Annotated in this window: 27 protein-coding genes; 15 read left to right on the top strand and 12 right to left on the bottom strand. The window is 40.2% G+C overall.

Annotation, left to right across the window (positions count from 1 at the left end; genetic code table 11):
- Positions 1–369: 369 nt before the first annotated feature.
- From ileS to FLJC2902T_RS05660, 3 genes are all read left to right on the top strand, one after another.
- Positions 370–3,828 carry an isoleucine--tRNA ligase gene (gene ileS, locus FLJC2902T_RS05670; RefSeq protein WP_023578815.1) on the top strand — a complete coding sequence of 1,153 codons (3,459 nt, stop codon included), beginning with the start codon at positions 370–372 and terminating at the stop codon, positions 3,826–3,828.
- Positions 3,829–3,835: 7 nt separating this feature from the next.
- A complete protein-coding gene (locus FLJC2902T_RS05665; protein WP_023578814.1) occupies positions 3,836–4,216 on the top strand; it encodes a TraR/DksA family transcriptional regulator in 381 nt (126 codons plus the stop codon).
- 86 nt (positions 4,217–4,302) lie between these two features.
- Positions 4,303–4,896 (top strand): lipoprotein signal peptidase, encoded by a 594-nt coding sequence (locus FLJC2902T_RS05660; RefSeq protein WP_023578813.1) that lies wholly within the window; start codon positions 4,303–4,305, stop codon positions 4,894–4,896.
- Positions 4,897–5,130: 234 nt separating this feature from the next.
- Here FLJC2902T_RS05660 and FLJC2902T_RS05655 read toward each other — a convergent pair whose 3' ends face one another.
- Positions 5,131–5,679, bottom strand: a complete 549-nt coding sequence (locus FLJC2902T_RS05655) for a hypothetical protein (protein WP_023578812.1) — start codon at positions 5,677–5,679, stop codon at positions 5,131–5,133.
- Positions 5,680–5,832: 153 nt separating this feature from the next.
- Between FLJC2902T_RS05655 and FLJC2902T_RS05650 the strand changes: the two genes are divergently transcribed.
- Positions 5,833–6,513, top strand: a complete 681-nt coding sequence (locus FLJC2902T_RS05650) for a hypothetical protein (protein WP_023578811.1) — start codon at positions 5,833–5,835, stop codon at positions 6,511–6,513.
- 143 nt (positions 6,514–6,656) lie between these two features.
- Here FLJC2902T_RS05650 and ahcY read toward each other — a convergent pair whose 3' ends face one another.
- Entirely contained in the window at positions 6,657–7,973 is a 1,317-nt protein-coding gene (gene ahcY, locus FLJC2902T_RS05645; RefSeq protein WP_023578810.1) for an adenosylhomocysteinase, read from the bottom strand.
- A 139-nt stretch (positions 7,974–8,112) separates the two neighbouring features.
- Here ahcY and FLJC2902T_RS05640 point away from each other — a divergent pair, with 139 nt between their 5' ends.
- A complete protein-coding gene (locus FLJC2902T_RS05640; RefSeq protein WP_023578809.1) occupies positions 8,113–8,772 on the top strand; it encodes a 4'-phosphopantetheinyl transferase family protein in 660 nt (219 codons plus the stop codon).
- Here the strand turns inward: FLJC2902T_RS05640 and FLJC2902T_RS05635 are convergent.
- The 3 genes from FLJC2902T_RS05635 to FLJC2902T_RS05625 form a co-directional block, all read right to left on the bottom strand.
- The gene (locus tag FLJC2902T_RS05635) at positions 8,736–9,155 is read right to left on the bottom strand and encodes a group III truncated hemoglobin (protein ID WP_023578808.1); all 420 of its coding nucleotides are present in this window, start codon (positions 9,153–9,155) and stop codon (positions 8,736–8,738) included. The genes FLJC2902T_RS05640 and FLJC2902T_RS05635 overlap by 37 nt on opposite strands.
- A 1-nt stretch (position 9,156) precedes the next feature.
- Positions 9,157–9,444, bottom strand: a complete 288-nt coding sequence (locus FLJC2902T_RS05630) for a hypothetical protein (protein WP_023578807.1) — start codon at positions 9,442–9,444, stop codon at positions 9,157–9,159.
- A 73-nt stretch (positions 9,445–9,517) separates the two neighbouring features.
- Positions 9,518–10,114: a Crp/Fnr family transcriptional regulator gene (locus FLJC2902T_RS05625; protein WP_023578806.1), complete on the bottom strand. Its 597-nt coding sequence runs from the start codon at positions 10,112–10,114 to the stop codon at positions 9,518–9,520.
- A 99-nt stretch (positions 10,115–10,213) separates the two neighbouring features.
- Between FLJC2902T_RS05625 and FLJC2902T_RS05620 the strand changes: the two genes are divergently transcribed.
- The 5 genes from FLJC2902T_RS05620 (at position 10,214) to FLJC2902T_RS05600 (ending at position 15,918) form a co-directional block, all read left to right on the top strand.
- Positions 10,214–10,936, top strand: a complete 723-nt coding sequence (locus FLJC2902T_RS05620) for a geranylgeranylglyceryl/heptaprenylglyceryl phosphate synthase (RefSeq protein ID WP_023578805.1) — start codon at positions 10,214–10,216, stop codon at positions 10,934–10,936.
- Positions 10,929–11,546 carry a nicotinamide riboside transporter PnuC gene (pnuC, locus tag FLJC2902T_RS05615; protein ID WP_035677398.1) on the top strand — a complete coding sequence of 206 codons (618 nt, stop codon included), beginning with the start codon at positions 10,929–10,931 and terminating at the stop codon, positions 11,544–11,546. The genes FLJC2902T_RS05620 and pnuC overlap by 8 nt, the downstream gene beginning before the upstream one ends.
- Positions 11,513–13,075 carry a DUF4301 family protein gene (locus tag FLJC2902T_RS05610; protein WP_051364255.1) on the top strand — a complete coding sequence of 521 codons (1,563 nt, stop codon included), beginning with the start codon at positions 11,513–11,515 and terminating at the stop codon, positions 13,073–13,075. The genes pnuC and FLJC2902T_RS05610 overlap by 34 nt, the downstream gene beginning before the upstream one ends.
- 2 nt (positions 13,076–13,077) lie before the next feature.
- Positions 13,078–13,479, top strand: coding sequence for an alternative ribosome rescue aminoacyl-tRNA hydrolase ArfB (gene arfB / locus FLJC2902T_RS05605; protein ID WP_023578803.1), 402 nt, complete (start codon positions 13,078–13,080; stop codon positions 13,477–13,479).
- A gap of 231 nt (positions 13,480–13,710) precedes the next feature.
- Positions 13,711–15,918 carry a TonB-dependent receptor gene (locus tag FLJC2902T_RS05600; RefSeq protein ID WP_035677395.1) on the top strand — a complete coding sequence of 736 codons (2,208 nt, stop codon included), beginning with the start codon at positions 13,711–13,713 and terminating at the stop codon, positions 15,916–15,918.
- Between the two features lie 60 nt (positions 15,919–15,978).
- On the opposite strand, the gene FLJC2902T_RS05595 is transcribed toward FLJC2902T_RS05600, so the two are convergent.
- Positions 15,979–16,398 (bottom strand): Rieske (2Fe-2S) protein, encoded by a 420-nt coding sequence (locus FLJC2902T_RS05595; RefSeq protein ID WP_035677392.1) that lies wholly within the window; start codon positions 16,396–16,398, stop codon positions 15,979–15,981.
- 162 nt (positions 16,399–16,560) lie between these two features.
- Here FLJC2902T_RS05595 and greA point away from each other — a divergent pair, with 162 nt between their 5' ends.
- Positions 16,561–17,037, top strand: a complete 477-nt coding sequence (greA, locus tag FLJC2902T_RS05590; RefSeq protein WP_023578800.1) for a transcription elongation factor GreA — start codon at positions 16,561–16,563, stop codon at positions 17,035–17,037.
- 70 nt (positions 17,038–17,107) lie between these two features.
- Positions 17,108–17,497 carry an HIT family protein gene (locus tag FLJC2902T_RS05585; RefSeq protein ID WP_023578799.1) on the top strand — a complete coding sequence of 130 codons (390 nt, stop codon included), beginning with the start codon at positions 17,108–17,110 and terminating at the stop codon, positions 17,495–17,497.
- 65 nt (positions 17,498–17,562) lie between these two features.
- Here the strand turns inward: FLJC2902T_RS05585 and FLJC2902T_RS05580 are convergent, their stop codons facing one another.
- From FLJC2902T_RS05580 to FLJC2902T_RS05560, 5 genes are all read right to left on the bottom strand, one after another.
- The gene (locus FLJC2902T_RS05580; protein ID WP_035677480.1) at positions 17,563–17,745 is read right to left on the bottom strand and encodes a hypothetical protein; all 183 of its coding nucleotides are present in this window, start codon (positions 17,743–17,745) and stop codon (positions 17,563–17,565) included.
- A gap of 41 nt (positions 17,746–17,786) precedes the next feature.
- Entirely contained in the window at positions 17,787–18,380 is a 594-nt protein-coding gene (locus FLJC2902T_RS05575; RefSeq protein WP_035677389.1) for a 5-formyltetrahydrofolate cyclo-ligase, read from the bottom strand.
- Positions 18,349–19,611 (bottom strand): pyridoxal phosphate-dependent decarboxylase family protein, encoded by a 1,263-nt coding sequence (locus FLJC2902T_RS05570; protein ID WP_023578796.1) that lies wholly within the window; start codon positions 19,609–19,611, stop codon positions 18,349–18,351. The genes FLJC2902T_RS05575 and FLJC2902T_RS05570 overlap by 32 nt, the downstream gene beginning before the upstream one ends.
- Positions 19,612–19,872: 261 nt before the next feature.
- Positions 19,873–20,862, bottom strand: coding sequence for a succinylglutamate desuccinylase/aspartoacylase family protein (locus tag FLJC2902T_RS05565; protein ID WP_023578795.1), 990 nt, complete (start codon positions 20,860–20,862; stop codon positions 19,873–19,875).
- Between the two features lie 88 nt (positions 20,863–20,950).
- Complete coding sequence (locus FLJC2902T_RS05560) at positions 20,951–21,424, bottom strand: hypothetical protein (RefSeq protein ID WP_023578794.1); 474 nt, start codon at positions 21,422–21,424, stop codon at positions 20,951–20,953.
- A gap of 63 nt (positions 21,425–21,487) precedes the next feature.
- Between FLJC2902T_RS05560 and FLJC2902T_RS05555 the strand changes: the two genes are divergently transcribed.
- Complete coding sequence (locus FLJC2902T_RS05555; RefSeq protein WP_023578793.1) at positions 21,488–21,679, top strand: hypothetical protein; 192 nt, start codon at positions 21,488–21,490, stop codon at positions 21,677–21,679.
- Positions 21,680–21,981: 302 nt separating this feature from the next.
- Here FLJC2902T_RS05555 and FLJC2902T_RS15745 read toward each other — a convergent pair whose 3' ends face one another.
- Entirely contained in the window at positions 21,982–22,917 is a 936-nt protein-coding gene (locus tag FLJC2902T_RS15745; protein WP_023578792.1) for a YfaP family protein, read from the bottom strand.
- 380 nt (positions 22,918–23,297) lie between these two features.
- On the opposite strand from FLJC2902T_RS15745, the gene FLJC2902T_RS05540 reads away from it, so the two are divergent.
- Positions 23,298–24,053: a hypothetical protein gene (locus FLJC2902T_RS05540; protein ID WP_155958857.1), complete on the top strand. Its 756-nt coding sequence runs from the start codon at positions 23,298–23,300 to the stop codon at positions 24,051–24,053.
- Between the two features lie 127 nt (positions 24,054–24,180).
- Positions 24,181–25,971 carry an excinuclease ABC subunit UvrC gene (gene uvrC, locus FLJC2902T_RS05535; RefSeq protein WP_023578789.1) on the top strand — a complete coding sequence of 597 codons (1,791 nt, stop codon included), beginning with the start codon at positions 24,181–24,183 and terminating at the stop codon, positions 25,969–25,971.
- The last annotated feature ends 29 nt before the right edge of the window (positions 25,972–26,000 follow it).

The following is a 26,000-nucleotide window of genomic DNA, read 5'->3' as shown; positions in this document are numbered from 1 at the left end:
GCAGAATATCTTAAGAACACCGATTTTATTGATTTTTTTATGTTTATTCATGAAGAGTCCGTAAAATCGGTGTCTTGTTTTTGGGATAGTCCTCTCAAAAAAAACATTGAAACTCTTAATTATGTGTTTTTTGGTCGGATGCTGTTTCTCAGTCGGTTTTTTGTGTTTCAACCGAATGCTCTTTGGTAAAGCTGTTTTGGGATATTGTGGTTCTGATTGGTTTGAAAATTTGAAACTGATAGAAGGGCTTAAGGATTTTTCTCTTAACTCACACAAAAATCATCAGTTAGGCTTGTATTTTGTCATAGTATTAACGCAGAATTATTCAAAAATTAGTACTTTCGCGCATTGATTTAAGAAAACGACAAAATGAGTACGAAATTCACTGAATACAAAGGACTTGATTTGCCAACCGTGGCCTCTGAAGTGCTTGATTTCTGGAAAAAGAATAACATCTTTGAGCAAAGTGTAACTTCCCGCGAAGGAGCAACCCCGTATGTGTTTTTTGAAGGTCCGCCTTCAGCTAACGGATTGCCGGGTATTCACCACGTGATGGCGCGTGCGATTAAGGATATTTTCTGTCGTTATAAAACTCAAAAAGGATTCCAGGTAAAGCGTAAAGCGGGTTGGGATACACATGGATTACCGGTGGAATTGGGTACCGAAAAAGAATTGGGCATCACCAAGGAAGATATCGGAAAAACCATTTCCATTGCCGAATACAACGAAGCGTGTAAAAAAACCGTTATGCGGTATACTGACGTATGGAACGACCTGACCGAAAAAATGGGCTATTGGGTAGATATGGAAGATCCGTATGTGACCTACAAATCCAAATACATGGAATCGGTTTGGTGGTTGCTGAAACAGATTTACAATAAAGATTTGTTATATAAAGGCTATACGATCCAGCCGTATTCGCCAAAAGCGGGGACTGGATTGTCTTCGCACGAAGTAAACCAGCCGGGTTCGTACCGCGATGTGACCGATACGACTATTGTGGCACAGTTCAAAGTTCTGGATAACCAACGAAAACTGACCTTCGCTAAGTTTTACGATTACATCACTCACAATAATTTAAAACAGTATAAATTTGAAAGATTGGAGTTGGATGAAATCCACTTCTTAGCCTGGACGACCACCCCTTGGACGTTGCCGAGTAATACTGCGTTAACCGTTGGGCCAAAAATCGAGTATGTGTTGGTGAAAACCTTTAATCAATACACGTTCCAGCCGATAAACATTATCTTGGCGAAAAATCTTGTTGGCAAACAGTTGTCGAAAAACTATTTCGAAACCAGTGAAGCATCTGATTTTGAGAATTTCAAGGAAGGCGATAAAAAAATCCCTTTTGAAATATTAGCCGAATGTAAAGGGTCTGATTTGGTGGGAATCCAATACGAACAATTGTTGCCGTATACGTTGCCATATCAAAATCCGGAAAATGCATTCAGAATAATTTCCGGTGATTTCGTTACCACGGAAGACGGAACCGGAATTGTGCACACCGCGCCGACTTTCGGTGCCGATGATGCGAAAGTGGCTAAAGAAGCCTCTCCGGAAGTGCCGCCAATGTTAGTGTTGGACGAAAACGGAAACCCGGTACCGTTGGTGGATTTGCAAGGAAGATTTGTAAGTCAGATGGCTGAATTGGGTGGTAAATATGTTAAAAACGAATATTATAACGAGGGTGAAGCGCCAGAGAAATCTGTAGACGTGGAAATCGCCATCCGTTTAAAAGAAGAAAATAAAGCCTTTAAGGTTGAAAAATATGTGCACAGTTATCCACATTGCTGGAGAACCGACAAGCCAATTTTGTACTATCCGTTAGATTCGTGGTTTATCAAGGTGACTGAGGTGAAAGACCGCATGTTCGACCTGAACGAAACCATCAACTGGAAGCCGAAAGCTACGGGAGAAGGTCGTTTCGGAAACTGGTTGAAAAACGCGAATGACTGGAACCTGTCGCGTTCAAGATACTGGGGAATCCCGTTGCCAATCTGGAGAACTGAAGACGGAACCGAGGAGATACTGATCGGTTCGGTGGAAGAATTGTATAACGAAATTGAAAAAGCGATCCAGGCCGGCTTGACTTCCGAGAATCCTTTCAAAGGGTTTGAAATCGGAAACATGAGTGAGGAAAACTACGATTTGGTGGATTTGCATAAGAATGTAGTCGATACTATTATTTTGGTTTCGCCATCCGGAAAACCGATGAAACGCGAAAGCGACCTGATTGATGTTTGGTTTGACTCGGGATCGATGCCCTATGCGCAATGGCATTATCCATTCGAAAACAATGAATTAATCGATGAAAACAAGTCCTTTCCTGCTGATTTTATAGCGGAAGGAGTAGATCAGACGAGAGGTTGGTTTTATACGTTGCACGCTATCGGAACGTTGGTTTTTGATAAAGTGGCCTATAAAAACGTAGTTTCCAATGGATTGGTTTTGGATAAAAACGGGCAAAAAATGTCCAAACGCCTTGGAAATGCAGTAGATCCGTTTACGACTTTAGCAGAATACGGTCCGGATGCGACGCGTTGGTACATGATTGCCAATGCAAATCCGTGGGACAACCTGAAATTTGATATTGAAGGAGTGGCTGAAGTAAGAAGAAAATTCTTCGGTACATTATACAATACGTATTCGTTCTTCGCGTTATATGCGAACATCGACGGATTTAAATACGCGGAAGCGGAAATTCCTTTAAACGAAAGACCGGAAATAGACCGTTGGATTTTGTCGGAATTGAACACACTAATTAAGGATGTTGACAGTTTTTACGCCGATTACGAACCAACCAAAGCTGCTCGTGCCATCTCTGATTTTGTTCAGGAGAACCTGAGTAACTGGTACGTGCGTTTGTGTCGTCGTCGTTTCTGGAAAGGAGAATATGCACAGGACAAGATCGCAGCGTATCAGACGTTGTATACGTGTTTAGTTACTGTTTCCCGACTTGGAGCGCCAATTGCGCCGTTCTTTATGGATAAACTTTACAGAGATTTAACGCAGGCTACACATGGAGAAAAATTCGAAAGTGTACATTTGGCCGAGTTCCCGAAATACGTTGAAAACTTTGTTGATAAATCGCTGGAAAGCAAAATGCAGAAAGCACAAACGGTTTCATCACTGGTTTTATCCCTTCGTAAGAAAGAGATGATAAAAGTGCGCCAACCGCTGCAAAAGGTTATGATTCCTGTACTTGACGCGAAACAGCGTGAAGAAATCGAAGCGGTTTCCGACCTGATTAAGGCAGAAGTAAACGTAAAAGAAATTGAGTTATTGGATGATGCTTCGGGTATCTTAGTGAAACAAATCAAGCCTAATTTTAAAGCATTAGGACCTCGTTTTGGTAAGGATATGGGTTTGATTTCTAAAGAGATACAGAATTTAAATCAGGAAAATATTGCAAAATTGGAAAGAGATGGCGTTATAAGCATTGTTATCTCAGGAAATAGTGTTAACTTAACATCTGAAGAAGTGGAGATTTCTTCACAGGATATTGAGGGTTGGTTAGTGGCTAATTCGGGTGGTATTACCGTAGCGTTAGACATAACGATTTCTGATGCATTACGGAAAGAAGGTATCGCCAGAGAGTTAGTTAACCGAATCCAAAACATCCGTAAAGACTCAGGTTTCGAAGTTACGGACAAGATTAAAGTGACGATGCAAAGAGACGGGATTATACAAGAAGCCGTAAAAGATAACGAAGCATACATAAAATCTGAAACGTTAACAGAAGAACTTGTTTTTGAGGATCGTATCGAAAATGGTACGGAGATTGAGTTTGATGAACTAAAAACTAGAATATTAATTTCAAAATAAGGAAATTATGGTGGATGAACAAATAAGATATTCCGATTCGGATTTAACGGAATTCAGAGAATTAATTCAGAAGAAACTGGAAAAGGCAAAAATAGATTTGGATCTGATAAAAAGTGCTTACCTGAACGACTTAAACAACGGTACAGATGATACATCACCAACGTTTAAAGCTTTTGAAGAAGGTAGCGAAACTATGAGCAAAGAAGCCAATTCACAACTTGCCATTCGTCAGGAAAAATTCATTCGTGATCTGAAAAACGCATTAATTCGTATAGAAAACAAAACGTACGGAATCTGTAAAGTAACAGGTAAATTGATAAATAAAGAGAGATTGAAACTGGTTCCTCATGCAACCATGAGCATCGAAGCAAAGAACCTGCAACGTTAATCTTTTCAAAAATTTTACTAAACGCTCCTTATGGAGCGTTTTTTATGTGGTTTAAATAGTTTATTTTTGTTCCTTAATTTAGCAAAATGTCGTTAAAAAAAGCCTATTTACTGGTAATTCTAGTTCTGGTTATCGACCAGATTTCCAAAATATACATCAAAACCAATTTTCGGCTTGATGAAGAAGTGTATGTTTTTGATTGGTTCCGAATCCATTTCATCGAAAATTCCGGAATGGCATGGGGCGCCGAAATTCCGGGCAGTTTCGGGAAGCTAATGCTGACAATCTTCAGAATTGTGGCTGTTGGCGGTATCAGTTATTGGTTGTATGATGCGGTGAAAAAGCAATCATCCAACTTTCTGATCGTGGCCGTGGCACTGATATTATCCGGTGCAATTGGAAATATTATCGATTCTGTGTTTTACGGAAGAATATTCGACGACAGTTACGGACAAGTTGCCACATTATTCAGTGACCAACCCTACGGGAAATGGTTTCACGGAAAAGTGGTGGATATGTTCTATTTTCCAATCTGGGAAGGAAATCTGCCTTCTTGGTTGCCTGTCTGGGGAGGAAACCACTTTACTTTCTTCAATGCTATTTTTAATATTGCTGATGTGGCAATTTCCACCGGAGTGGGTATCCTGATCGTGTTCAATAAGAAAGCGTTCGCTAAATAGCCTTTTTTCGCCGCAGAGGTTTTGTTTACATTTCATTAAATTCATTATATGTAAAAAGGATGATGTCACGCATCCTTTTTGTTATTTATTGTCTTCGTGCACATGTCTCCTAGCGTTTTTCTCAGATTATTTTACAGCGTCCAAAGGCATGTTGCATAAACAATCGTTGCAGCATTGCTCTTTAAATGGCATTGTTTGATGACAGTTGACTTCGCAACGATTGGTTTTTTGTTTTTAGCCGTTGGGCAAATCATTCAGTACTTTTTCCAGTTGATTTCCTTTAAAAAAGAACAGGTTGCCTAAATAATCGCCGCTTTTTGTTTCGATGGGTTTTCCCTGTAATTCATTTTCGAAATAACGGGTATAAGTGCCTCTGAAAGTGCTTTTGTAATAATTACTGTCAATTGCGAAAAGAGGACTGCTAAATCCGTTCCTTTGAGCTAGTGTTTCGTTTAGGTTGGCATAACCGTTCATGACCAGGAATAATTTGTATCCGTTTCTTTTGGCGAAATTTTCATAGACATACATCGGTTTGCATAATTCCGAAGTACAGCCGTTTGTGAAAACATAAACTAAAGATTTCGGATGTCTGACCATTTCGTCTTTAAGTTGTTTTCCGCTTATCCTATAGATATTCAGTGTATCTGTGCTTTCAAAACTTTCCAGAGAAACGACTTTTGCTTTGTTTTTATCGCTGAGTTTTTTGTAATCATTAGTCAGGCCCTGAATGCTGCAGGAGAGGAGAGTTGCGGTTAGGGTTAGTGTTAAAATAGTTTTTTTCATCGTTTGTTACTTTTTTCAAAAGTAGGAAAAAAATTATAGTGTTAAAAAGTATTAATCCCTGAGTTGGGTCTGTTGTAGGTTTTTTGAAATTTCCCGCTTCAAAAAGTCATGATAAATTTGTAACTTGTATGGCAACTTCTAATTTGTATCGCAATGATTACCACTAATTCCGGTTTCGAAGTGCTTGTAATATCTATCATATTGATTTTAGTCTACGTGATTGGGTATGAATTAATTCGAAGACTAGAGGCTCCTGTTGAGAAAAAATACGAATTGTCGCTACGTCTCATGGCGTCGCTTTCCTTTTTTCTGGTAATCTATAATATTTATGTGTCGATCAGATCCAATGATAGGATTGAGGAAAACAGGGCTTCGTATAACACGATAGAAAACATACAACGCAATTGGCTTGATCCCCAAAAGGAATTGCTTCAAAATTATCCGGAAGGTTATTTTCTATATTCCAGCATGAATCAGGACGCCGCTTTTGGAAACGAAGTTCCTCAGAAATATGATGCGACCAAAAGAAAACAGTTGGAAGTTTATTATTCTCTCAGAATCTTTCAGTCGATGGAAGATTTTCTTACGACAGGAAAATATGACAAAACGGGTCAGTCTGTTTGGGTCAATGCTTATTTGATGTGGATGCAATCACCCATACTGCGGTTTTACTGGACAAAACTTTCGTTTAATTTTTCACAGGACACCCGTGAATTTGTAGCAAAAATCATTGAAAAGAGTGATGAATTGATTGCGTTGAGAAAGAAAAAAGGAAAACTAACTAATGAGGATTATGATGCTATTTCCACTAAGTTTAAGGTTAATTTACGGTGAATGTAAAACTTTGAATTGGTAAAGCTCTTAGTTTTTAAGGCTGAAAGTTCTGGATTTAAACTCAAACAAAAAACCCTCACATCACTGCAAGGGTTTCTGAGTATCTAAAAATCTAACTTTCTAAGAAGTCTAAGATAGTCTGATTAATATCTGTAATATTCCGGTTTGAACGGACCAGTAACTTCCACACCGATGTAAGCGGCCTGTTCGTCATTCAAAGTTTCCAATTCAACACCTAATTTTGCTAAGTGTAAAGACGCTACTTTTTCATCTAAATGTTTCGGTAACATGTACACTTCGTTTTTGTAAGCTGCTGAGTTTGTCCATAACTCAATTTGTGCCAACGTTTGGTTGGTGAATGAGTTAGACATTACAAATGATGGGTGACCAGTTGCGCAACCTAAATTTACCAAACGACCTTCCGCTAAGATAAGGATATCTTTTCCTGCGATAGTGTATTTGTCAACCTGAGGTTTGATTTCAATTTTAGAAGCACCGTGGTTCTTGTTTAACCAAGCCATGTCGATTTCGTTATCAAAGTGACCGATGTTACAAACGATGGTTTTATCTTTCATTTGTTCGAAATGACTTCCAACAACGATGTCTTTATTTCCTGTAGTCGTGATGATGATATCAGCATTGCCAACTACAGTGTTTAATTTTTTTACTTCAAAACCGTCCATAGCCGCTTGTAAAGCACAGATCGGATCGATTTCAGTAACCGTTACGATAGAACCGGCACCACGGAAAGAAGCCGCAGTTCCTTTTCCAACGTCACCGTATCCGCATACAACAACTCTTTTACCTGCCAACATGATATCGGTAGCACGACGAACCGCATCCACAGCCGATTCTTTACAACCGTATTTGTTGTCAAATTTCGATTTGGTAACCGAATCGTTCACGTTGATAGCCGGCATGAACAAAGTTCCGTTTTTCATTCTTTCGTACAGACGGTGAACTCCTGTAGTAGTTTCTTCTGATAAACCTTTGATTCCAGGAATTAATTCAGGGTAACGGTCAAAAACCATGTTGGTTAAATCACCACCGTCATCCAAAATCATGTTCAATGGTTTTCTGTCTTCACCAAAGAATAGCGTTTGCTCGATACACCAGTCAAAAGACTCTTCGTCAAGACCTTTCCAGGCATACACCTGAATTCCGGCAGCAGCAATGGCAGCGGCAGCCTGATCCTGAGTAGAGAAAATGTTACAAGATGACCAAGTAACTTCAGCTCCTAATGCGATTAATGTTTCAATTAAAACCGCCGTTTGGATAGTCATGTGTAAACATCCTGCAATTCGCGCGCCTTTTAGAGGCTGACTTGCGCCATATTCAGCGCGAAGTGCCATTAATCCCGGCATTTCAGCTTCTGCCAATTCAATTTCTTTTCTTCCCCAAGCCGCAAGATTGATATCTTTTACTTTATAGGCAACAAATGGTAATGTCGTTGTACTCATCTATTTAGTATATTTGTTTTTATTTTTTAACTAGTTTAGGAATGCAAAATTACGCATTTCCTTTTTATTTCCTAAAGCATTTGACTTATTTTGTGAATTGTTTAGGTTTCTAATCTTTTGAAAGACAGTAAAATATCCCATGCCGCTTTTTAAAATAATCGATATCAATCCGACAGCAAAGGTTTTTCTCTGGAAAATTACCGAAGATTTCAACACGCTTTTCCGAAATGTGTCACTGAAAGATACATCTTTGGCCCGATTGGAAGGTATGAAGTCCGAGGAGCATCAAAAGGGTTTTCTGGCCGTGCGTATGTTGTTTCAGGAGGCGGGTTATACCGATTTCGATTTGTATTATGATGAATTCGGAAAACCGCATTTAAAAGACGGTACGCATATTTCCATTTCACATTCGTTTGACTTTTCGGCCATTGTTTTGAGTGATTGCAATATCGGTATCGATTTGGAACAGGTAAAAGAAAAAGTAGTACGGATCGCCCCTCGTTTTATGGATGTGTCGCATCTGGAAAATTTATCTGAAACCGACAAAATGAAAAAGGCAACGGTGGTTTGGGGAATAAAAGAAGCGATTTTTAAACTGAAAAATGAAGTGGGCATCAGTTTTCCGCAGCATATTTTTGAAAGTCCGTTTCAGTTGTCCGATAAAAAATGCAGTGCCGAATTACGCTTTAAGGACATAATTCAGCACTATGATATTATTTTTGAAGAAATAGATTCGGATGACGCCGAACACATGAGTCAGAATTATACTTTGGTTTGCGCCGTGGAATCCGACTGGTGATGTTGTCGGTTTTCGTAAATGGCTGCCAGAAAAACAGTTCCCATTTTTCGTGCTCGAAACTTTAAGGTTTCCACATTTTCGCCTTCAAACAATTCTTCCAGGGTTTCAAACCAAAGGTTGAGCCATAAGCCAAAGATGTTCGGACTGATACTGTGACTGAATTTTTCGTCAACTTCCAAATGTGCCAGTATCGGATTTCCGTAATATTTTCGGACACCAAATAAATTGTTCCCCCAAAAATCCGTCAGTTTTTCCAAATGCGCGTCCCAATCCTGAATGGTTTCATTGAAAAAATGACCGATTTCTTCATTGGTTCTTATTTTTCCGTAAAAAGAATGGATCAGTTTGGATAAGTCGTCCCTGGTTTGAATATCACTTTTCATGTTAAAGGATGAGCGTGTTCAGGATAATCATGGTAATACTGGTGATTGTGCTGGTTAGAATCAGATTGAAAACCAATTTCGGCTTTTGTTGGGCTAAAACAGCGCCATTCATAAGGCTGCAGATGATAACTACCAATGCCAATTGTGTCATTTGAAAAATCGAAGTGCCATTCTGCAGAATATACATGGCTGCCGCGCCACCCAAACAACTCTGACCTATTATTGCCAACGTTGCAAATCCTAAATAGCCTCTCTGAAAGTCCTGAAGTGTTTTTTGATAAAGTGTCATAATCATTGATTTTATATTACAAAATTATGCTGCACTTCATTTCTGCTTTATGACTCAAATCATAATCCGAAATTTATCTGTAGACTTTACGATTGATGATTTTAATTTCGCTTTTTTTCTCCAATGCTTTAATGGCACGGATAACAGTTTCAACGCGGAGCCCTGTTAAATCAGCCATTTGTTGTCTGGTCAGGTCGATTCGGTAGCCTTGTGTTTCTTTTTCTGTTTTGAAGAATTTTATCGAATAATCGATGAGCTTCAACAGACGGTGTTCGGGTTCCTGAGAGGAAATTTCGGCAGCCATAACCGATTTGTAATGAAGTCGTTGCGCCAGATTTTCAATAATGGACAGGGAAACCGAAGTGTTTTTCTGTATCAGATCGAGAAATAACGGTTTGGATAACACAAACAGTTCGCAATCGGAAACGGCAATTGCATTGGCGGGATACACACGGTTTAGGAATAAAGGTGGTTCGCCGAAACTTTGCTTGGGATGAAAGAAACCCTGTGTGAATTCCCTGCCGTCGTCATTAAAATTGCACATTTTCACTTCGCCCAGAATAATCTGGAAGTACTGTGACGGCAAATCACCTTCACGGAAAATGATGTCGCCTTTTACATATTTTTTTCGGAGGGCGTTGTGTGATTCCAACAATTCTTCGGGTATCATAGGAAAAATGCTAAAGATTCCGTACAAAAATACCATTATAATTTTACGGATTTTAAAAATAAGCTACATTTACCCATTCATTAAGGAAGATTAAAACAGATGTTTTACAACCAGATTTTATCGGCAAAAAATAAGAACCAAAAATTATTGGCGGTATTGCTCGATCCCGATAAAATCGCTTTGGATGAAGTTGCTGTGCTGACAGATAAAATCAACGCTTCACCGGCGACTCATATTTTTGTGGGCGGCAGCATTGTGGAAGCTAATAGTATTGATGAACTAATTGTGATTCTGAAGAATAAAACGAGTTTGCCGATTGTGCTTTTTCCCGGAAATCCGTCGCAGATTTCAAAGAAAGCCGATGCGATTTTGTTTCTGACCTTGCTCTCGGGAAGAAATCCGGATTATCTGATCGAACATCAGGTAAACGCGGTACCGATTTTAAAGAAAACCAAACTGGAAGTCATTTCAACCGGATATGTTTTAATCGAAAGCGGAACTCAAACCGCCGTGGAGCGCGTCAGCAAAACCGATCCATTAGACAGGGAAAATTCGGATTATGTGTTGCAAACGGCACAGGCCGGCGAATTCATCGGAAATAAATTAATGTATCTTGAAGCAGGAAGCGGAGCAAAGAATGCGGTTCCTCTGGAAATGATCCGGAAAGTATCAAATCATATCGATATTCCCCTGATTGTGGGTGGCGGAATCCGTTCGAGAAAAGCCATTGAGGATGCCTATGAATCCGGTGCTGATCTGGTGGTTATCGGAACGGCTTTTGAAAACGACCCTGATTTTTTTAATTTCAATTCCAATGCTTGATTTTTTTCTCGACGCTTATAAAGACGCAACGCCCGCAAGAATCATTTTGGAATTCATCGCTTTCGTGTTCGGAATTCTGAGTGTGATCTACGCCCGAAAAGAGAATATTCTGGTGTATCCGACAGGATTGATTGCCACAATAATTACAACGTACCTGCTTTGGTTAGCCGGTTACTTAGGAGACATGATGATAAATCTCTATTTTTCTGTTATGAGTATTTACGGTTGGTGGAATTGGGCAAGAAAAAGAGGTAATCAGAAGGAGTTGCCGATAACGCGTACGGATTTTAAAGAAAAAATAATCGGAATTATATTGTTTTTAGTAACAATTATTGTAGTTTTCGCCATCTATACTTTCTTTGATTATGAAATAAAAAAAGAGAATTATGTTGATATAATGGCTTCAGGAATCTTTTTTACAGGAATGTGGTACATGGCCCATAAAAAGATAGAAAACTGGACGCTTTGGATTATCGGTGATATTATTGTAACACCAATTTATGCTTACAGAGGATTGGGGATGTTGTCGTTACAGTATTTAATTTTTACAGTATTAGCCATTTTGGCTTATTTGGAATGGAGAAGAATTTTACAGCAAAAGATAGCTTAAGAAGCAAATACAATTTTACGGATGCCGATTTTGATTATATCGAAGAGTACGGTATTTCAGTAGAAAAAATAGCCCGCGAACTCGAAATGTTTGAAAACGGAATCGCTAAAATTTCGCTTGAAAAAACAGCAACGGTTGGTGATGGGATCCTGACTTTTTCCGATGAAGAAGCATCTGGCTTTAGTGATTATTTTGAGAAGGAGCGAACTAACTATACGATTGAAAAATTTGTCCCAGCCTCGGGTGCGGCAAGCAGAATGTTTAAATTTCTGATTGATTTTATCAACGAATTTCAGTTGGGTGAAGAAACCATAAATGCCTATATCAACCGGAAAAAAGCAAATGAATTGTCCGTTTTTCTGGTGGGTATCGAGAAGTTGCCGTTTTATGATGCGGTATTGGAGGAAGTCAAAATACTTTATCTGGATTATGAGGAACTTACTCAGGACGAAAAGTATTATTATTTCATCAACACGGTTCTTTCTTCGGAAGGGTTTGATTTTTCCAATAAACCGAAAGGGGTTTTGCCTTTTCACAGAAGGGAAAAAGACATTACAACCCCGATTGACAAGCATCTCAAGGAAGCCATAGAATATTCGGATGTTAACGGAAAACCTCAGATTCATTTAACGGTTTCGGAGGAGCATTTGGAGGAATTTAAAACGATTATCCGCAATGAAGCTGCTGATGTTGTCGTGAACTATTCTTTTCAGAAACCGGAAACCGATACATTAGCTGTAGACATGGAAAACAAGCCGTTCCGATTGGATGACGGTATGTTGTTTTTCCGTCCCGGCGGACATGGTGCTTTGATTGAAAATCTGAATCAACTGGAAAGCGACATCGTTTTTATCAAGAATATCGATAATGTGGCGTTCAATCATTTTGAAGAAATTGTTTTCTATAAAAAGGTGTTGGGCGGACTGTTATTGGAATTGCAGAAAGATATTTTTGCCCATCTTGAAAAGCTTGAAAAAACAGACAGTGACAATTTAATCGAGATCGTAGCTTTTGTAACCGATAAACTAAATGTTGTTCTGCCGAAAGATTTCTCTAAATATTCAACTGAAAACCAAAAAGCAGAACTGATTCAGTTATTGAACCGTCCGATCCGTGTTTGCGGGATGGTAAAAAACGAAGGAGAACCCGGCGGTGGTCCGTTTTGGGTAAATGAAGACAACGGAACCATTTCTTTGCAGATTGTAGAATCGTCTCAGATTGATCTGCAGAGTAAAAGTCAGAAAAAAATATTTTCGGAAGCCACACATTTTAACCCCGTGGATCTGGTATGCGGACTGAAAAATTACAAAGGCGAAAAATTCAATTTGCCTGATTTTGTGAACCACAATGCGGGCTTTATTGTTCAGAAAACCAAAAATGGAAAGGATATTAAGGCGTATGAACTTCCCGGTCTCTGGAACGGAGCGATGGCGAATTGGATTACCATTTTTGCCGAGGTGCCTCTGGTGACTTTCAATCCGGTGAAAACCGTAAACGATTTGCTCAAACCCGCACATCAGCACGAATAATTGTGGATAAAGACAGACTCATCTCGGAATTACAGTTCAAAGCGGTTCGCAGCAGCGGTGCCGGAGGTCAGAACGTGAATAAAGTTTCCTCCAAAGTGGTGCTGCATTTCGATCTGAAGGACTCGCAGGCGGTTTCTGAGGAAGAAAGAGAGCTTCTTTTATCCAAACTCGATAATAAACTGACCAAAGAACAGGTGCTGATCCTGAACTGTGATGAAGACCGGAGTCAGCTTCGCAACAAGGAAATCGTAATCAAACGTTTTCTGTTGATCATTGAGGGTGCTTTAAAAGTACAGAAACTGCGGAAACCTACCAAAATTCCGCGTTCGGTCATCGAAAAAAGACTCAAGGAAAAACGAAGCCAATCGGACATAAAGCAGTCCCGCAAAAAACCGAAATTCTGATTTTTTGAAGTTCCTTTTGGATTATTGTTTTTTATAGCTCTATCTTTGCCCCGTCTCAAAGGGGTGCTCCAAATAACGAGCTGAGATTATACCCAACGAACCTGGAACGGGTAATGCCGTTTAGGGAAAAATGACATTTTTTGATGCGAATGTTGTCAATGTCATGAACACAATCAGTTATTAATTTTTTTTAAAAGAATAATTGCCCCTTTTATTCGTACTTCTTTACGGATGAAAACTTTATTCCATTTCAAAAGCCAAAAGCCAAAAGCCAAAAGTCAATTTCTAAATTTGATTTTGCCTCTTGCCTCTTGTCTCTTGTCTCTTGCCTCTTTTTCTCAGGAAACAACCAAACAGGACACTACCAAAGTAAAAGTTCTGGACGAAGTACTGGTTTCGGCCGTGCGCGCTACGGATAAGCAGCCGGTGAGTTTTACCAACATGAGCAAAAAGGAACTTTCCGAACGAAATCTGGGTCAGGATATTCCGGTTCTGATGAATTACATGCCTTCCGTGGTGACCACAACCGATGCCGGAAACGGTGTGGGTTATACCGGAATCCGAGTACGTGGAAGTGATGCGACGCGTGTGAACGTTACGATAAACGGAATCGCCTATAACGATTCGGAATCCCATGGGACGTATTGGGTGAACATGCCGGATTTTGTTTCTTCGGTGGAAAACCTTCAGTTGCAGCGTGGCGTGGGAACTTCTACAAACGGTGCCGGTGCTTTCGGCGCGAGCCTGAACATGTTAACGGATTCTTATGCAGCAAAAAGTAACGGCGAAATTTCCAATTCCTACGGAAGTTTCAACACACACAAACACACCGTGAAATTCAGTACCGGACTTATGAATGGTAAATTCGAATTGGCCGGACGTTTGTCGAAAATTAATTCGGACGGCTATATCGACAGAGCTTCATCCGATTTGAAATCCTATTTTCTGCAGGGAACATTTGTTGGGAAATCCACTTTAATTAAAGCATTGGTTTTTGGCGGAAAAGAAAAAACGTATCAGTCCTGGAACGGGGTAGATTCGCTAACATTGGCGAACGACAGAACTTTCAATTCGGCAGGTATGTTTACCGATGAGTTCGGAAATGTGCGTTTTTACGATAATGAAACCGACAACTATCAGCAGGATCACGCGCAATTCCACTGGAACGAGCAAATGAATTCCAATTGGAGTACGAATCTTGCTTTTCATTACACCAAAGGGAAAGGATATTATGAAAATTACATCGAAAATGCAGCTTTTGCAGAGTATGGAATGGAACCTGTTGTCGGGCAAACTTCCACAGATTTGATTCGTCAGAAATGGCTGGACAATGATTTTTACGGAACCACCTTTTCGATCAATTACAAAAAGGAAGATCTGGATGTGATTTTAGGAAGTGCCTGGAATCAATATGACGGGGATCATTTTGGTAAAGTAATCTGGGCGCGTTATGCTTCCACGAGCGAGTTAGGAGATAAATATTACAATGACCGTGGGGTGAAAACGGATGCCAATGTTTTTGCCAAAGCGAGTTATAAGATTAACGGAAGTTTCGGTTTGTATTACGATGTTCAGTTTAGAAACGTGAACTATCAGGCGGATTCACCAGAAACCGGTCTTGTTGACGATACCTTCAATTTCTTTAATCCGAAAGCGGGAATCACCTTTACGCTCAATGAGAAAAACAATTTCTATTTCTCGTATGCCAGAGCTAACCGCGAACCCAACCGTACTGATTATGAAAACGGAAAACCGAAACCGGAACAATTGGATGATTTTGAGTTGGGATGGCGTTACGTCTCTCCAAAAACAAGATTGAACGTAAACGCGTATTATATGGAGTATAAAGACCAGTTGGTGCTGACCGGTCAGTTGGATGAAGTGGGTTCTCCCATCCGATCTAACGTAGGCGACAGTTACCGTTTGGGCTTGGAGATGGATGCAGCAGTTTCAATTTTTGAGCAATTAGTTATCCGCCCGAACGTAACCGTGAGCGTGAATAGGAATAAGGATTTTGTGTTTCAGAGAAATGGGGCGCTGGAAAATTTAGGGGATACGAACATCGCCTATTCTCCGAATTTTATTGCAGGGAACATCATTGCGTATTCTCCGGTTAAAACACTTCAGTTGTCGCTATTGACCAAAGTTGTGGGGGAACAGTACATGGGGAACATCGATTCGGAAACGTCAAAACTGAAAGGTTATTTCGTGAATGATTTTTCGGTTAACTGGGAAATCAAAACAAAATCCGTTTTGAAATCCATCATTATAATCGGACTGGTGAACAATATCTTCGATTACGACTATGTGTCCAACGGGTATTTTTATACGTACGATGACGACTTCAGTAATCCCGGAACGATCACTACAATAGAAGGAGCCGGATACTATCCTCAGGCAGGAATAAATGCCATGATTGGAGCGACCCTTAAATTTTAAAATGGTTAGTTAATTTGATAGAGTTGCTAAATCCTGACGGGAATTTCCTGTCAGGATTTTTTAATTGTATATGGTTATGACACTTCCGTTAACCGTAGTGCGGTATTGTTTCATGGGGTACTGCCCTCCGGCTGCCAAACCGGTAAACAGGCTGTATTGTTTCTGGTCGCAGGCGCAAACGGCATTGATTCCGCTGACGGTCATCGTGGAACAATTGCTTAATGCCTGATTCGGACAGGCCGCGTCGAAGGCGTTGTAACCACTTCCGGTATTGAAAACGATGATGCCCCTCACGCCGTATCCGCCAACATAAACCGCATTGCTCGGAAACTGAAGACTGCTGTAAGCGGGAAGGCTCATGTTAATTTGCAGGTTCACCGGATAATTGGGCAGGTAAGGGTTATTGTTATTCGGGCCGTCGTCTTTGTTGCAACTGATAAATACTATAGTGGCCAGTATAAGGAAAAAGCGATGTTTCATTTTAAATAATTTGGAAAACAATTGACAAACAAAATTAAATTAATTAACTTTGACAAATGCAGTAATGCAGCAATAAAAATTGAAATAAAGTAAAAACAATATCTTTGTGGAAAGAAATCCCGTTCCGATGGGATTTTTTCTATTTATATAAACGATGAAGTTATGAGTACAGTATCTTATTACACCGCAGAAGGATTAAAAAAATTAAGAGATGAATTAGATCATCTTAAAAGCATAGAACGACCAAAAGCATCACAGGCCATTGCTGAAGCGAGGGATAAGGGTGATTTGTCTGAAAATGCAGAATACGATGCCGCAAAAGAAGCGCAAGGCTTGTTGGAGATGAAAATTTCCAAAATGGAAGAGGTGGTTTCCAACGCACGACTGATAGACGAATCACAATTGGATGTTTCAAAAGTATTGGTACTTTCCACGGTTAAGATTAAAAACCAGACCAACGGAATGGAACTGAAATACACTCTTGTAGCTGAAAGTGAAGCCGATCTGAAAACCGGTAAAATCTCTGTAACTTCACCAATCGGAAAGGGCTTGTTAGGAAAATCGGTTGGCGAAATCGCCGAAATCAACGTGCCTAACGGAGTACTTAAATTCGAAATCTTAGAAATCAGCCGCGATTAATTCCGGGTAATTCTAAATTGCAGATTTTTAGTTTCTAAATTCTAAATTCTGACTTCTAAATTTTTAAGAAATGGCGTCAATTTTTACAAAAATCATCAACGGAGAAATCCCGTGCTACAAAGTAGCTGAGGATGATAATTTCATAGCTTTTCTGGATGTAAATCCGAATGCGAAAGGACATACGCTTTGTGTTCCGAAACAGGAAATCAACAAGATTTTCGATATGGAAGAAGATCATTATTTAGCTTTAATGAAGTTCTCCCGCAAAGTGGCCATAGCTTTGGAGAAAACGGTTCCTTGTAAGCGTGTTGGGGTTTCCGTGATCGGATTGGAAGTGCCGCATGTTCACGTGCATCTGATTCCATTAAACGAAATGGGTGAAATGACGTTTAAGCATAAAGTGAGCCTTACACAGGAAGAGTTTGAAAAGCTGTCAAAGGAAATTCACGCCAACCTGTAGTGAGTTTTAAAATATAGTAAAATAAGGAGGCCGTCTGAAAAGTAATTTACAGACGGCCTCTTTTCTTATTTATTATGTCCGTGCGCATGCTTTTTAGCGCTTTTATCGCCCGACATTTTTTTAGCATGTCCGGGAGGTACTTTTTTTGTTTTGTGGTGGTGGTGATGATGGTGTGATACTGTACAATTGGTCAGACTAAAGGCCATTCCTGCCAGTAACAAGCTGTAAATGATTTTTTTGGGTAGCATTTTTTTAAGTTTGGGGTTCTTTTGCGCAAAAGTAGACAATACTATCGGAATTCAAAAATGCCATAAGGGGTTACGCAAAAATTCAGCGGAATATCATTCTCACGAACATCGGCAATAGCTTCTTCCGGATCAAAGAAGGACAGGCCTATTTTAATCACATCTTCTTTACATTCGGATAAAAACCCGTCATAAAATCCTTTTCCGTAACCTGCGCGATGTCCTTTTTTATCATAAGCCAAAAGCGGTACAAACACCACATCAATTTTATTGGACGGCACCTCGATACCGTCAACAGGTTCCGGAATGTTGTATTCGTTTTTTTGGATTTTGGTATTATCCGTAAGGAGAAAATGCGTCATTTTTCGGGTCTGCCAGCCGGTTTCTTCATTGATCGAACCGAACTCCGATTTAGAGATGATGATTTCCTTATCCCTTCCCGAAAGAATCTGTAAAAGATATTCGGTGTTGACTTCCCGTTGTTCTTCAATGGGCAAAAACAAATGAAAATAAGTTTTGTCCCAAACCGGTAAGGCAAGACAATTGTTGGCAATGGCCAGGCTCATGTCCTGAATTTCTTCAAAAGGGAGTTCTTTTCGCAGGTTTTTATACTTCAGTCGCAGTTCTTTTTTCAGCATGTCGGGTACTTTTCAAGTCGGATATAAAAGTACTCAAATGATCCGCTTCCACGTGATCCATTATCACAATTTTATACCATTGGTTCGATCCGTCGTGTTTTTGCGGAACCAAATCGTATTTCTTTTCCAGTCCTTGCGGGATATACTGCGCCTGAATGGTCACAATATTCATGTACGGATCCCTGAAATAGTGAATACCTAAAGTATCCAGCTCGTCGCACAACCAGTCGGTGCGCTGTTGCAGTATTTGTATTTTTTCACTCCATCCTAAGGGCCCGTAGGTGAACAGGATCATCCAGACCGCTACGGCATTGGCGCCGCTACGGCTTCCGCATAGGGTTAAGTCCATGCCTTCCACGTATTCGGCTTCTTTGGTGAGCACGTTTTCAATTAGGTCTTTTCTGCAGATGAAAACCCCTGTTCCATAAGGAGCCTGTAACATCTTGTGGGCATCTATGGTAATCGAACTGATTTTGGGATTTTCAAAATTGATGACCGAAGCCTTGTTGCTGAAGGGATAAACAAAACCACCATACGCCGCATCAATGTGGAGTTTATAAACCAGTTGGTGTTTTTCCAGGATTTTGATGTACGCATCCGGGTCGTCAATCGAGCCAAACATTGTCGTACCCATGTTCGAAATCACGATGAAGTATTTTTTGCCGTTGGCTTTCGCCGAAGTAATCAGGTTTTCCAATGCGGTTTTATCCAATCTTCGGGTTTCAAAATCCACCGGAACTAAATACCGGTCCAGCATCAGTAAATTGGCTGCTTTGGGAATCGAGTAATGAGTGTCTTCCGATGCAATAATGGCTATCTCGTCCAGCTTAGCATCGTATTCCTTCATAAAATGATTGCGGTACATCCATATCGCCTGAATGTTGGCTTCCGTTCCGCCCGGAGCGATATAACCGTCAAAGGCATCCGCTTCGGCTTTAAAAACATCCACTGCCAAAACCTTCAGTACCTCGCGTTCCATTTCCTGGGTACCGCTGAAAGCACTTTCGGAAGAACCAACAGTGTGGCACCCGATATGGTTGGGATTGGCAACATAGGTTTGCAGTAACGGCGCATCTTTTAAAAAAGGCACATCGCTGTTAAAAACCTGATCGTCTAGTTTGGAGCCGGGATAACCCAAAGAGATGTCGCGGGCAAAATTTACGTTCTCTTTTATGGCCTTTTCAATGCGTTGTTGCTGTTCGGTTTGCGAAAGTTGCTTCCAGGTAATCATAAGAAATTGTTTCGTACAAAGCTATGCGCTTTCAAACCTATAAAATATGATAATTGTTAGGTTTTTTATGGGTCTCAAAAATAGTTAAAACTATGCGCTTTAGTGTATTGCTCTTTACTCAGTGTAGTATTTTGCATTTAGGTTTTTATGAAGCGCTTTGGTGGTTACAGGTTCTAAAAAGTTAGTCACAAATTACACAGATCTTCACAAATCAATTTGTCTAATTTGTGGCAGATGACAGAATGGTGAAGTTGTGGGCTTTCAGTCTGCTGTGGTTTGTTTTTCCAATTCCGTCGAAATATGGTAAATGGCATCCCCCTGATACACTATCGGCGCTTCGTTTACGTTGATAATGTACCCCGAATTCGGAGCTTTCATCTTGTGTTCGATTTTACCGTACGGATCGGAAATGGTAGCCAGCAGTTGTCCTTTTTCCACATGGCTGCCAATAGTGGTGTACCCGTGAAACATGCCGGAATATTTCGCCCGGATCCAGGTGGATTTTTCGATATAAATACTGTCTGCCACCGCCGGAATGGATTTTCTGCTGTTGTTGAGCATTCCCAAATGATCCAAAACGCGTTTCGCGCCTTCAAAACCCTGCTGGGTAATGTCTTCGTTGATGTCGATGGATTTTCCGCCTTCAAACAAAAGCATTTTTACGCCGAGTTTGTCGCAGGAATTACGGAAGGAACCGGTAATGTTGTTGGAGTATAAGGTAAATGGCGCATTGAATACCGAAGCCAGATCACGCAGTTCCGGATTGTTGGGTGCGATTCGAATCTGTGCCGCATTGAAACGGGCTGCTCCACCGGCGTGGAAGTCGATGGCATAATCGACATGAGGAATAATCTCAGTCAACATGTAATAGGCGAAACGACTGGCCAAAGAGCCTTTTTTGCTTCCCGGAAATACCCGGTTCAGATCACGTCCGTCGGGAAATTCTCGTGTCTGATTCACAAATCCGAACACATTGATAATCGGAATACAGATGATGGTGCCGGTTTTTGGTTTGTTGATTTTTTTAACGATAAGCTGCCGCACGATTTCGGTTCCGTTGATTTCATCACCATGCAGTCCGGCCGAAAATAATACTGTCGGACCCTGAAATTTGGAGCGTTCCACGATAATCGGAATCTTCAGTTTGGTCATGGTGTGCAGCTTTGCAATTTCCATGTTGATGGTCTTGCTTTCCCCGGGTAAGATGGTTTCCTTTAAAATCTTTAAAGGGTTGTGGTCGTGGTGATTCATAGCAGGTTAAAATGCTAAAATACTAATTTTAAGTCATTAGTCGTTAGTCGTTAGTTGTGGTTTATAGGGTGTCGGTTGCTTTCCGAAGTTATTTCATTTTTGTTTTTCCGGTGTTGGGAAAGAATGCTTTGAGTGCGTCCACCTTGCCGGCATAACCGTTTTGTGATGAAAAAGCGTTCTTGTATTTGGCATAGTTATAATCGCGTAAGGCATCGGTGTAATTATCGAAATCGCGAAGGATTTTTATGCCTAGCAGCTGGTTTTCGAGTTCGCGTACTTTGGCCAGCATGCCTGCCACTTCTCTGCGGTCCGCGTAGTCCATTTCAAATTCGGCCCAGTCGATTTCCGGGGATTGGAGTTGTGGCTGGGTATCGTGATAGTCTTTCACTTTGTTGATCAGTAATTTGTTCTTTTCGTGCACTTTGGCATATTGACGGCGTTCGTCAGCGGTCAGGTTAAGTGCTATCCGGTTCAGAGTAATCCGAATCTGTTCAAGGTTTTTGTTGATAACTGTTATCTCAGCTGCGGTAAAATGGGTTTTTCCCAGATTGTCTATTGGCATAGGTATATAATTCGTTATAAAACCCAAACATATAGATAATTTCTTATAAAATTAAATTGGTGTATGAAAATTTTTATAAGATGTATAAAAACTTTGGCAGGAAGAGCTAAAACTTTGGTAAGTAGAGCTAAAACTTTGATAGGAAGTGTCAAAATTTTGATGGGAAGTATCAAAACTTTGGTAAGTAGAGCTAAAATTTTGGCAAGAAGAGCTAAAACTTTGGCTTGTTATAGTAAAAGAATAATAAGTGGATAAGGTAAATCTACGGTTGAATCTGTAAATTTTTGATCCTCAATGCAGACCTGACAGGCTTTAAAAACCTGTCAGGTCTGATAACATCAAGGAAGTCTGTCATTCACAAAAAAAAGGGAGGAATCTCTTTGGTTATGAGGTTCCTCCCTTTAGGGTAATAGACAAAAAGATGTTTGTTTTTGGTTTTGGGCATCCTTTTGTCTTGGATGGTATTTGATAATGGAAATCTACACTAATCGAGTGAGCCTTTTGAGTCCGATCTTCGAAGAAGTGTTTGCTGTGAAATGCCTACAGCACAAGGGGTGTTATTTTGTAAACGTAGTCACGGTATCTGTCTGGTCGTCTACCGTCAGCGTACCTTCGTAGTTGGTTATAGTGGAGCCGTTTTTAACCACCACATTATAGTGTGTAGTTGTGGGTGCTCCGGAAAAATAATTGACTTTTACCGTATAAGTACCCGATGGTGCTGTGGTATTAAAGAAAATGTTTTCCGGGCCATATTCGACTGTATTGTCAAAATCCAATTCACCTCCGGAACTTGAAGTTTTATCGGCATAGTAAATTTTATTGCCATCCGGCTCAATCAGCCATAAATCCACGTCAGACTGAGTGTCCCATGTCATGGAAATCTGAACATCCCCGGTTCCGACATCTAATACTCTGAAGCGTATTGGTCGTGGGGCACTCCAATATCTCGGATCAGACAGGAAAGACAAATCCTGCGGATCGGCTTGTACCGGTGGTGCATAAGTATATACTTGAGCGTCGTTTATATAAGGTGTGGTTCCTCCCGCTGGTTGTGCTTGTAATCGTATGTTGGGGGCACCACTGCAGCTAATATCGTGTCGGGTTGGTGAGGTACGGTTCGTAGGTATCGGGTCGCCGTTACTGTCAAGATTTATTTGATAGTATTTGTCTGAACCGTCTAGTTTAATGAAAATCATTCGGGGTATTCTGCCGTCTGTAATATTTGTTGTTATCGGCATTGCAAATAAACTGTTTGAGGTAACAATAACGGTGCTTGGCATACTCTCGATGTTGTCTGTGTGTACACCGTCGGGTACGGGTATCTCGCCATTTTTTATGGTCGCGCCCGAAATTGTCATTTTACTCATTAATGATGCCGCATCGGTTACAAAATCGTTAGTTGTACTGCTGTCGCTGCTGTCATCCTTGCTGCACCCTAAAATCCCAACTGATAGAATGCAAAATAAAATTGTTTTTTTTAATGCTGTTTTCATACTGATATGGGTGGGTTCTAATTGTTGTTTTTTGATTTTCTCGTAAAAATGAACCCTTTAATTTTAGAGAAAAAGTTAAAAGCATTTCGAATTTATAATTATTTAACAGTTTTAACAAATAAAATTTACTCATATGTTAAAAATATCACAAATATTAGCAATAATGTTTAATAGCTTGGTTTTTAAAAAAGTAGGATTCGATTTGGATTTATTAGGCGATAAGGGTATACGTTTCTGTAATTGTTGTGTTGCAATTATTTCGCGTCCGTGAAGCAGGGATGTGATGAGGTTGCAATGTATCTTGTTCTGTAAAGTTTTAGAAGTTGTGGTATATTTGTGCTACTGTAAAAACAGAAATAGGAGCGATAACTTATTCTTTAATGATGAATTACTTTTTTTGGATTACTTTATTGTTTTTTGGAGGAAATTGTTTTTCCCAAAAAAAGGATACAATCACTGTCGGGGTACATCTTAAGAGGTATGTTGAATTTGCTCAAAAGGATTTGAAAGCAAGGTATAATTATACCAAATCGGTCGAAAACTTGGCTGAATATCGCAGTTATAAAGATACTTTTGGTTGCAAATTCATTTCGGATTATAAATTGAAAGAACTTAAGATTAAAGTAACACCGGAATTTGAGTTGTCAAAAGATTTTAAGTTTCAAGGGAATGTTCTTGATTTTGTCGATTTTAACCCGGAAAAAATTAATGTAGTATATTCTATCTATGATAAGACAAATAATTTTCTTGACTATGAGTTCGAATCCCAGGAATGGAGCTATTTTGATTCTGCTTTGATGTTTAATTGTTGGTTGACGGAGCCTATGGGAAGCAATGTTCTAACCATGATGAAATTGCGACTTCAGGATAAATATTTCACTTTTCGATTGAAGAATTTGTCTCAGGTACTTTTTATCGTTGATAAAGGATTAGTGTATGCGATTACCAAACCAAGGTTGGATGGGACATATGAAAAGACGGAAATAAATGAATTTTTTGGTAAGGAAATAGGTTGTGGGGGTATTGAGTTTATGATGGATAGTGATGAAGAATGGAGTAGGAAAAAATATGAATTCACCCCAAGTGAAAAATTTTTCAAAGAAGCATACTATTTTAATCCAAAGATTCAAGACTGATTAATACGATTGCTTTCCTTTTCAGCTCAATTAATTCGTAACTTTGAAAATGGTTAGGAACGACGGAGCAGCACCAAAACTACTTTCCGCAATTCATAATTCATAACTTATAATTCATAATTATCCCGTGATTCCCGCTTTAGAACTCCAAATCCAAACCCTGCCCGACAATCCGGGCGTGTATCAGTATTACGATAAAGAAGGGAAGATTTTATACGTCGGCAAAGCCAAAAACCTAAAGAAAAGGGTCGCTTCCTATTTCAATAAAGTGCACGATAACGCCAAGACCAATGTGTTGGTGAAGAAAATAGTATCCATCAAACACATCGTCGTTCCCACCGAAACCGATGCGCTTTTGCTGGAAAACAACCTGATTAAAAAACTGCAGCCGCGTTATAATGTGTTGCTGCGTGACGATAAGACCTATCCGTGGATCTGTATTAAAAACGAACGTTTCCCGCGCATCTTTTCCACCCGAAAAATGATCAAGGACGGTTCGGAATATTTCGGACCCTATACGAGTTTCAAAACCGTTCATACGATTTTGGATTTAATCAAGGAACTGTATCCGTTGCGGACCTGCAATTATGATTTGAGCAAAGCCAATATTGACAGCGGGAAATTCAAGGTCTGCCTGGAATACCACATCGGGAACTGCAAAGGGCCGTGTGAAGCTTTAGAAACGATTACGGATTATGAAAAAAAAATACAGGCCATCCGCGAAATCCTGAAAGGGAATTTCAAAGAGAGTTTGAGGGATTTCAAAAAACTGATGAGTGAACTGGCAATGGATATGAAGTTCGAGGAAGCTCAGAAAATAAAGGAGAAGATTGAAGTGTTGGAGAATTATCAGTCGCGCTCCACGATTTTAAATCCGAAGATTACCAATATTGATGTCTTTTCGATTGTATCCGATGAGGCGATGGCCTATGTGAATTTCCTTCAGATTTCCCACGGCGCAATCGTGCGTTCCCATACGATGGAAATAAAAAAGAAGCTGGAAGAAACCGACGAAGAACTGCTGGAATTGGCGGTTGTGGAATTGCGTGAGCGTTTTCATCTGAATTCCAGAGAAATCATTCTCCCGTTCGAACTAGATTTCGGCGATAAGATAAAAGTCACCGTTCCGAAATTGGGCGACAAAAAGCAAATTCTCGATTTATCCGAAAGAAACGCCAAGTTCTACCGAATGGATCAGTTGAAACAGATTAAGATAGTCGATCCCGACAGGCACACGAACCGCATCATGGCACAGATGCAGAAAGATTTACGCCTTTCGGTTGAGCCAAGACATATTGAATGTTTCGATAATTCGAATATTCAGGGAACAAATCCGGTGTCGGCCTGTGTGGTGTTTAAGGACGGAAAACCGAGCAAGAAGGACTACCGTCATTTCAACATCAAAACCGTTGAAGGCCCGAACGATTTTGCCTCGATGGAAGAAGTGGTATACCGAAGATACAAACGACTGCTGGACGAAAACCAACCGTTACCACAACTGATCATCATCGACGGAGGGAAAGGACAATTGTCATCGGCCTTAAAAAGTATCGACGATTTAGGCTTGCGTGGAAAAGTTGCCATCATCGGCATCGCCAAACGTTTGGAAGAGTTGTTCTATCCGGGGGATTCGGCGCCGTTGTATCTGGATAAGAAATCGGAAACGCTGAAAATTATCCAGCAATTGCGTAACGAGGCGCATCGTTTCGGGATCACTTTTCACCGTGACAAACGAAGTAAGGCCGCGTTGAATTCTTCCATCGAGAGCATTCCGGGCATCGGCGAAAAAACCATGCAGGCACTGATTTTACACTTTAAATCGGTGAAAAGATTAAAATTAGCGACAGAAAAAGAAATTTCTGACGTGGTAGGTCTTTCAAAAGCCAAAAAAATTACCGAATTTTACAGAAACGAATAATTATATGCAAACCGAGGCGCTAACTAAGA

The sequence above is a fragment of the Flavobacterium limnosediminis JC2902 genome (genome assembly GCF_000498535.1).
Lineage (GTDB): Bacteria > Bacteroidota > Bacteroidia > Flavobacteriales > Flavobacteriaceae > Flavobacterium > Flavobacterium limnosediminis.
Note: the sequence above shows the minus strand (reverse complement) of the source record. Positions and strands in the feature narration are given on the sequence as shown.

Excerpts from the sequence above, each read along its gene's own strand:
- ileS (WP_023578815.1), top strand. The coding sequence starts at position 370 with ATGAGTACGAAATTCACTGAATACAAAGGACTTGATTTGCCAACCGTG.
- FLJC2902T_RS05665 (WP_023578814.1), top strand. The coding sequence starts at position 3,836 with ATGGTGGATGAACAAATAAGATATTCCGATTCGGATTTAACGGAATTC.
- FLJC2902T_RS05660 (WP_023578813.1), top strand. The coding sequence starts at position 4,303 with ATGTCGTTAAAAAAAGCCTATTTACTGGTAATTCTAGTTCTGGTTATC.
- FLJC2902T_RS05655 (WP_023578812.1), bottom strand. The coding sequence starts at position 5,679 with ATGAAAAAAACTATTTTAACACTAACCCTAACCGCAACTCTCCTCTCC.
- FLJC2902T_RS05650 (WP_023578811.1), top strand. The coding sequence starts at position 5,833 with ATGATTACCACTAATTCCGGTTTCGAAGTGCTTGTAATATCTATCATA.
- ahcY (WP_023578810.1), bottom strand. The coding sequence starts at position 7,973 with ATGAGTACAACGACATTACCATTTGTTGCCTATAAAGTAAAAGATATC.
- FLJC2902T_RS05640 (WP_023578809.1), top strand. The coding sequence starts at position 8,113 with ATGCCGCTTTTTAAAATAATCGATATCAATCCGACAGCAAAGGTTTTT.
- FLJC2902T_RS05635 (WP_023578808.1), bottom strand. The coding sequence starts at position 9,155 with ATGAAAAGTGATATTCAAACCAGGGACGACTTATCCAAACTGATCCAT.
- FLJC2902T_RS05630 (WP_023578807.1), bottom strand. The coding sequence starts at position 9,444 with ATGACACTTTATCAAAAAACACTTCAGGACTTTCAGAGAGGCTATTTA.
- FLJC2902T_RS05625 (WP_023578806.1), bottom strand. The coding sequence starts at position 10,114 with ATGATACCCGAAGAATTGTTGGAATCACACAACGCCCTCCGAAAAAAA.
- FLJC2902T_RS05620 (WP_023578805.1), top strand. The coding sequence starts at position 10,214 with ATGTTTTACAACCAGATTTTATCGGCAAAAAATAAGAACCAAAAATTA.
- pnuC (WP_035677398.1), top strand. The coding sequence starts at position 10,929 with ATGCTTGATTTTTTTCTCGACGCTTATAAAGACGCAACGCCCGCAAGA.
- FLJC2902T_RS05610 (WP_051364255.1), top strand. The coding sequence starts at position 11,513 with ATGGAGAAGAATTTTACAGCAAAAGATAGCTTAAGAAGCAAATACAAT.
- FLJC2902T_RS05600 (WP_035677395.1), top strand. The coding sequence starts at position 13,711 with ATGAAAACTTTATTCCATTTCAAAAGCCAAAAGCCAAAAGCCAAAAGT.
- FLJC2902T_RS05595 (WP_035677392.1), bottom strand. The coding sequence starts at position 16,398 with ATGAAACATCGCTTTTTCCTTATACTGGCCACTATAGTATTTATCAGT.
- greA (WP_023578800.1), top strand. The coding sequence starts at position 16,561 with ATGAGTACAGTATCTTATTACACCGCAGAAGGATTAAAAAAATTAAGA.
- FLJC2902T_RS05585 (WP_023578799.1), top strand. The coding sequence starts at position 17,108 with ATGGCGTCAATTTTTACAAAAATCATCAACGGAGAAATCCCGTGCTAC.
- FLJC2902T_RS05580 (WP_035677480.1), bottom strand. The coding sequence starts at position 17,745 with ATGCTACCCAAAAAAATCATTTACAGCTTGTTACTGGCAGGAATGGCC.
- FLJC2902T_RS05575 (WP_035677389.1), bottom strand. The coding sequence starts at position 18,380 with ATGCTGAAAAAAGAACTGCGACTGAAGTATAAAAACCTGCGAAAAGAA.
- FLJC2902T_RS05570 (WP_023578796.1), bottom strand. The coding sequence starts at position 19,611 with ATGATTACCTGGAAGCAACTTTCGCAAACCGAACAGCAACAACGCATT.
- FLJC2902T_RS05565 (WP_023578795.1), bottom strand. The coding sequence starts at position 20,862 with ATGAATCACCACGACCACAACCCTTTAAAGATTTTAAAGGAAACCATC.
- FLJC2902T_RS05560 (WP_023578794.1), bottom strand. The coding sequence starts at position 21,424 with ATGCCAATAGACAATCTGGGAAAAACCCATTTTACCGCAGCTGAGATA.
- FLJC2902T_RS05555 (WP_023578793.1), top strand. The coding sequence starts at position 21,488 with ATGAAAATTTTTATAAGATGTATAAAAACTTTGGCAGGAAGAGCTAAA.
- FLJC2902T_RS15745 (WP_023578792.1), bottom strand. The coding sequence starts at position 22,917 with ATGAAAACAGCATTAAAAAAAACAATTTTATTTTGCATTCTATCAGTT.
- FLJC2902T_RS05540 (WP_155958857.1), top strand. The coding sequence starts at position 23,298 with ATGATGAATTACTTTTTTTGGATTACTTTATTGTTTTTTGGAGGAAAT.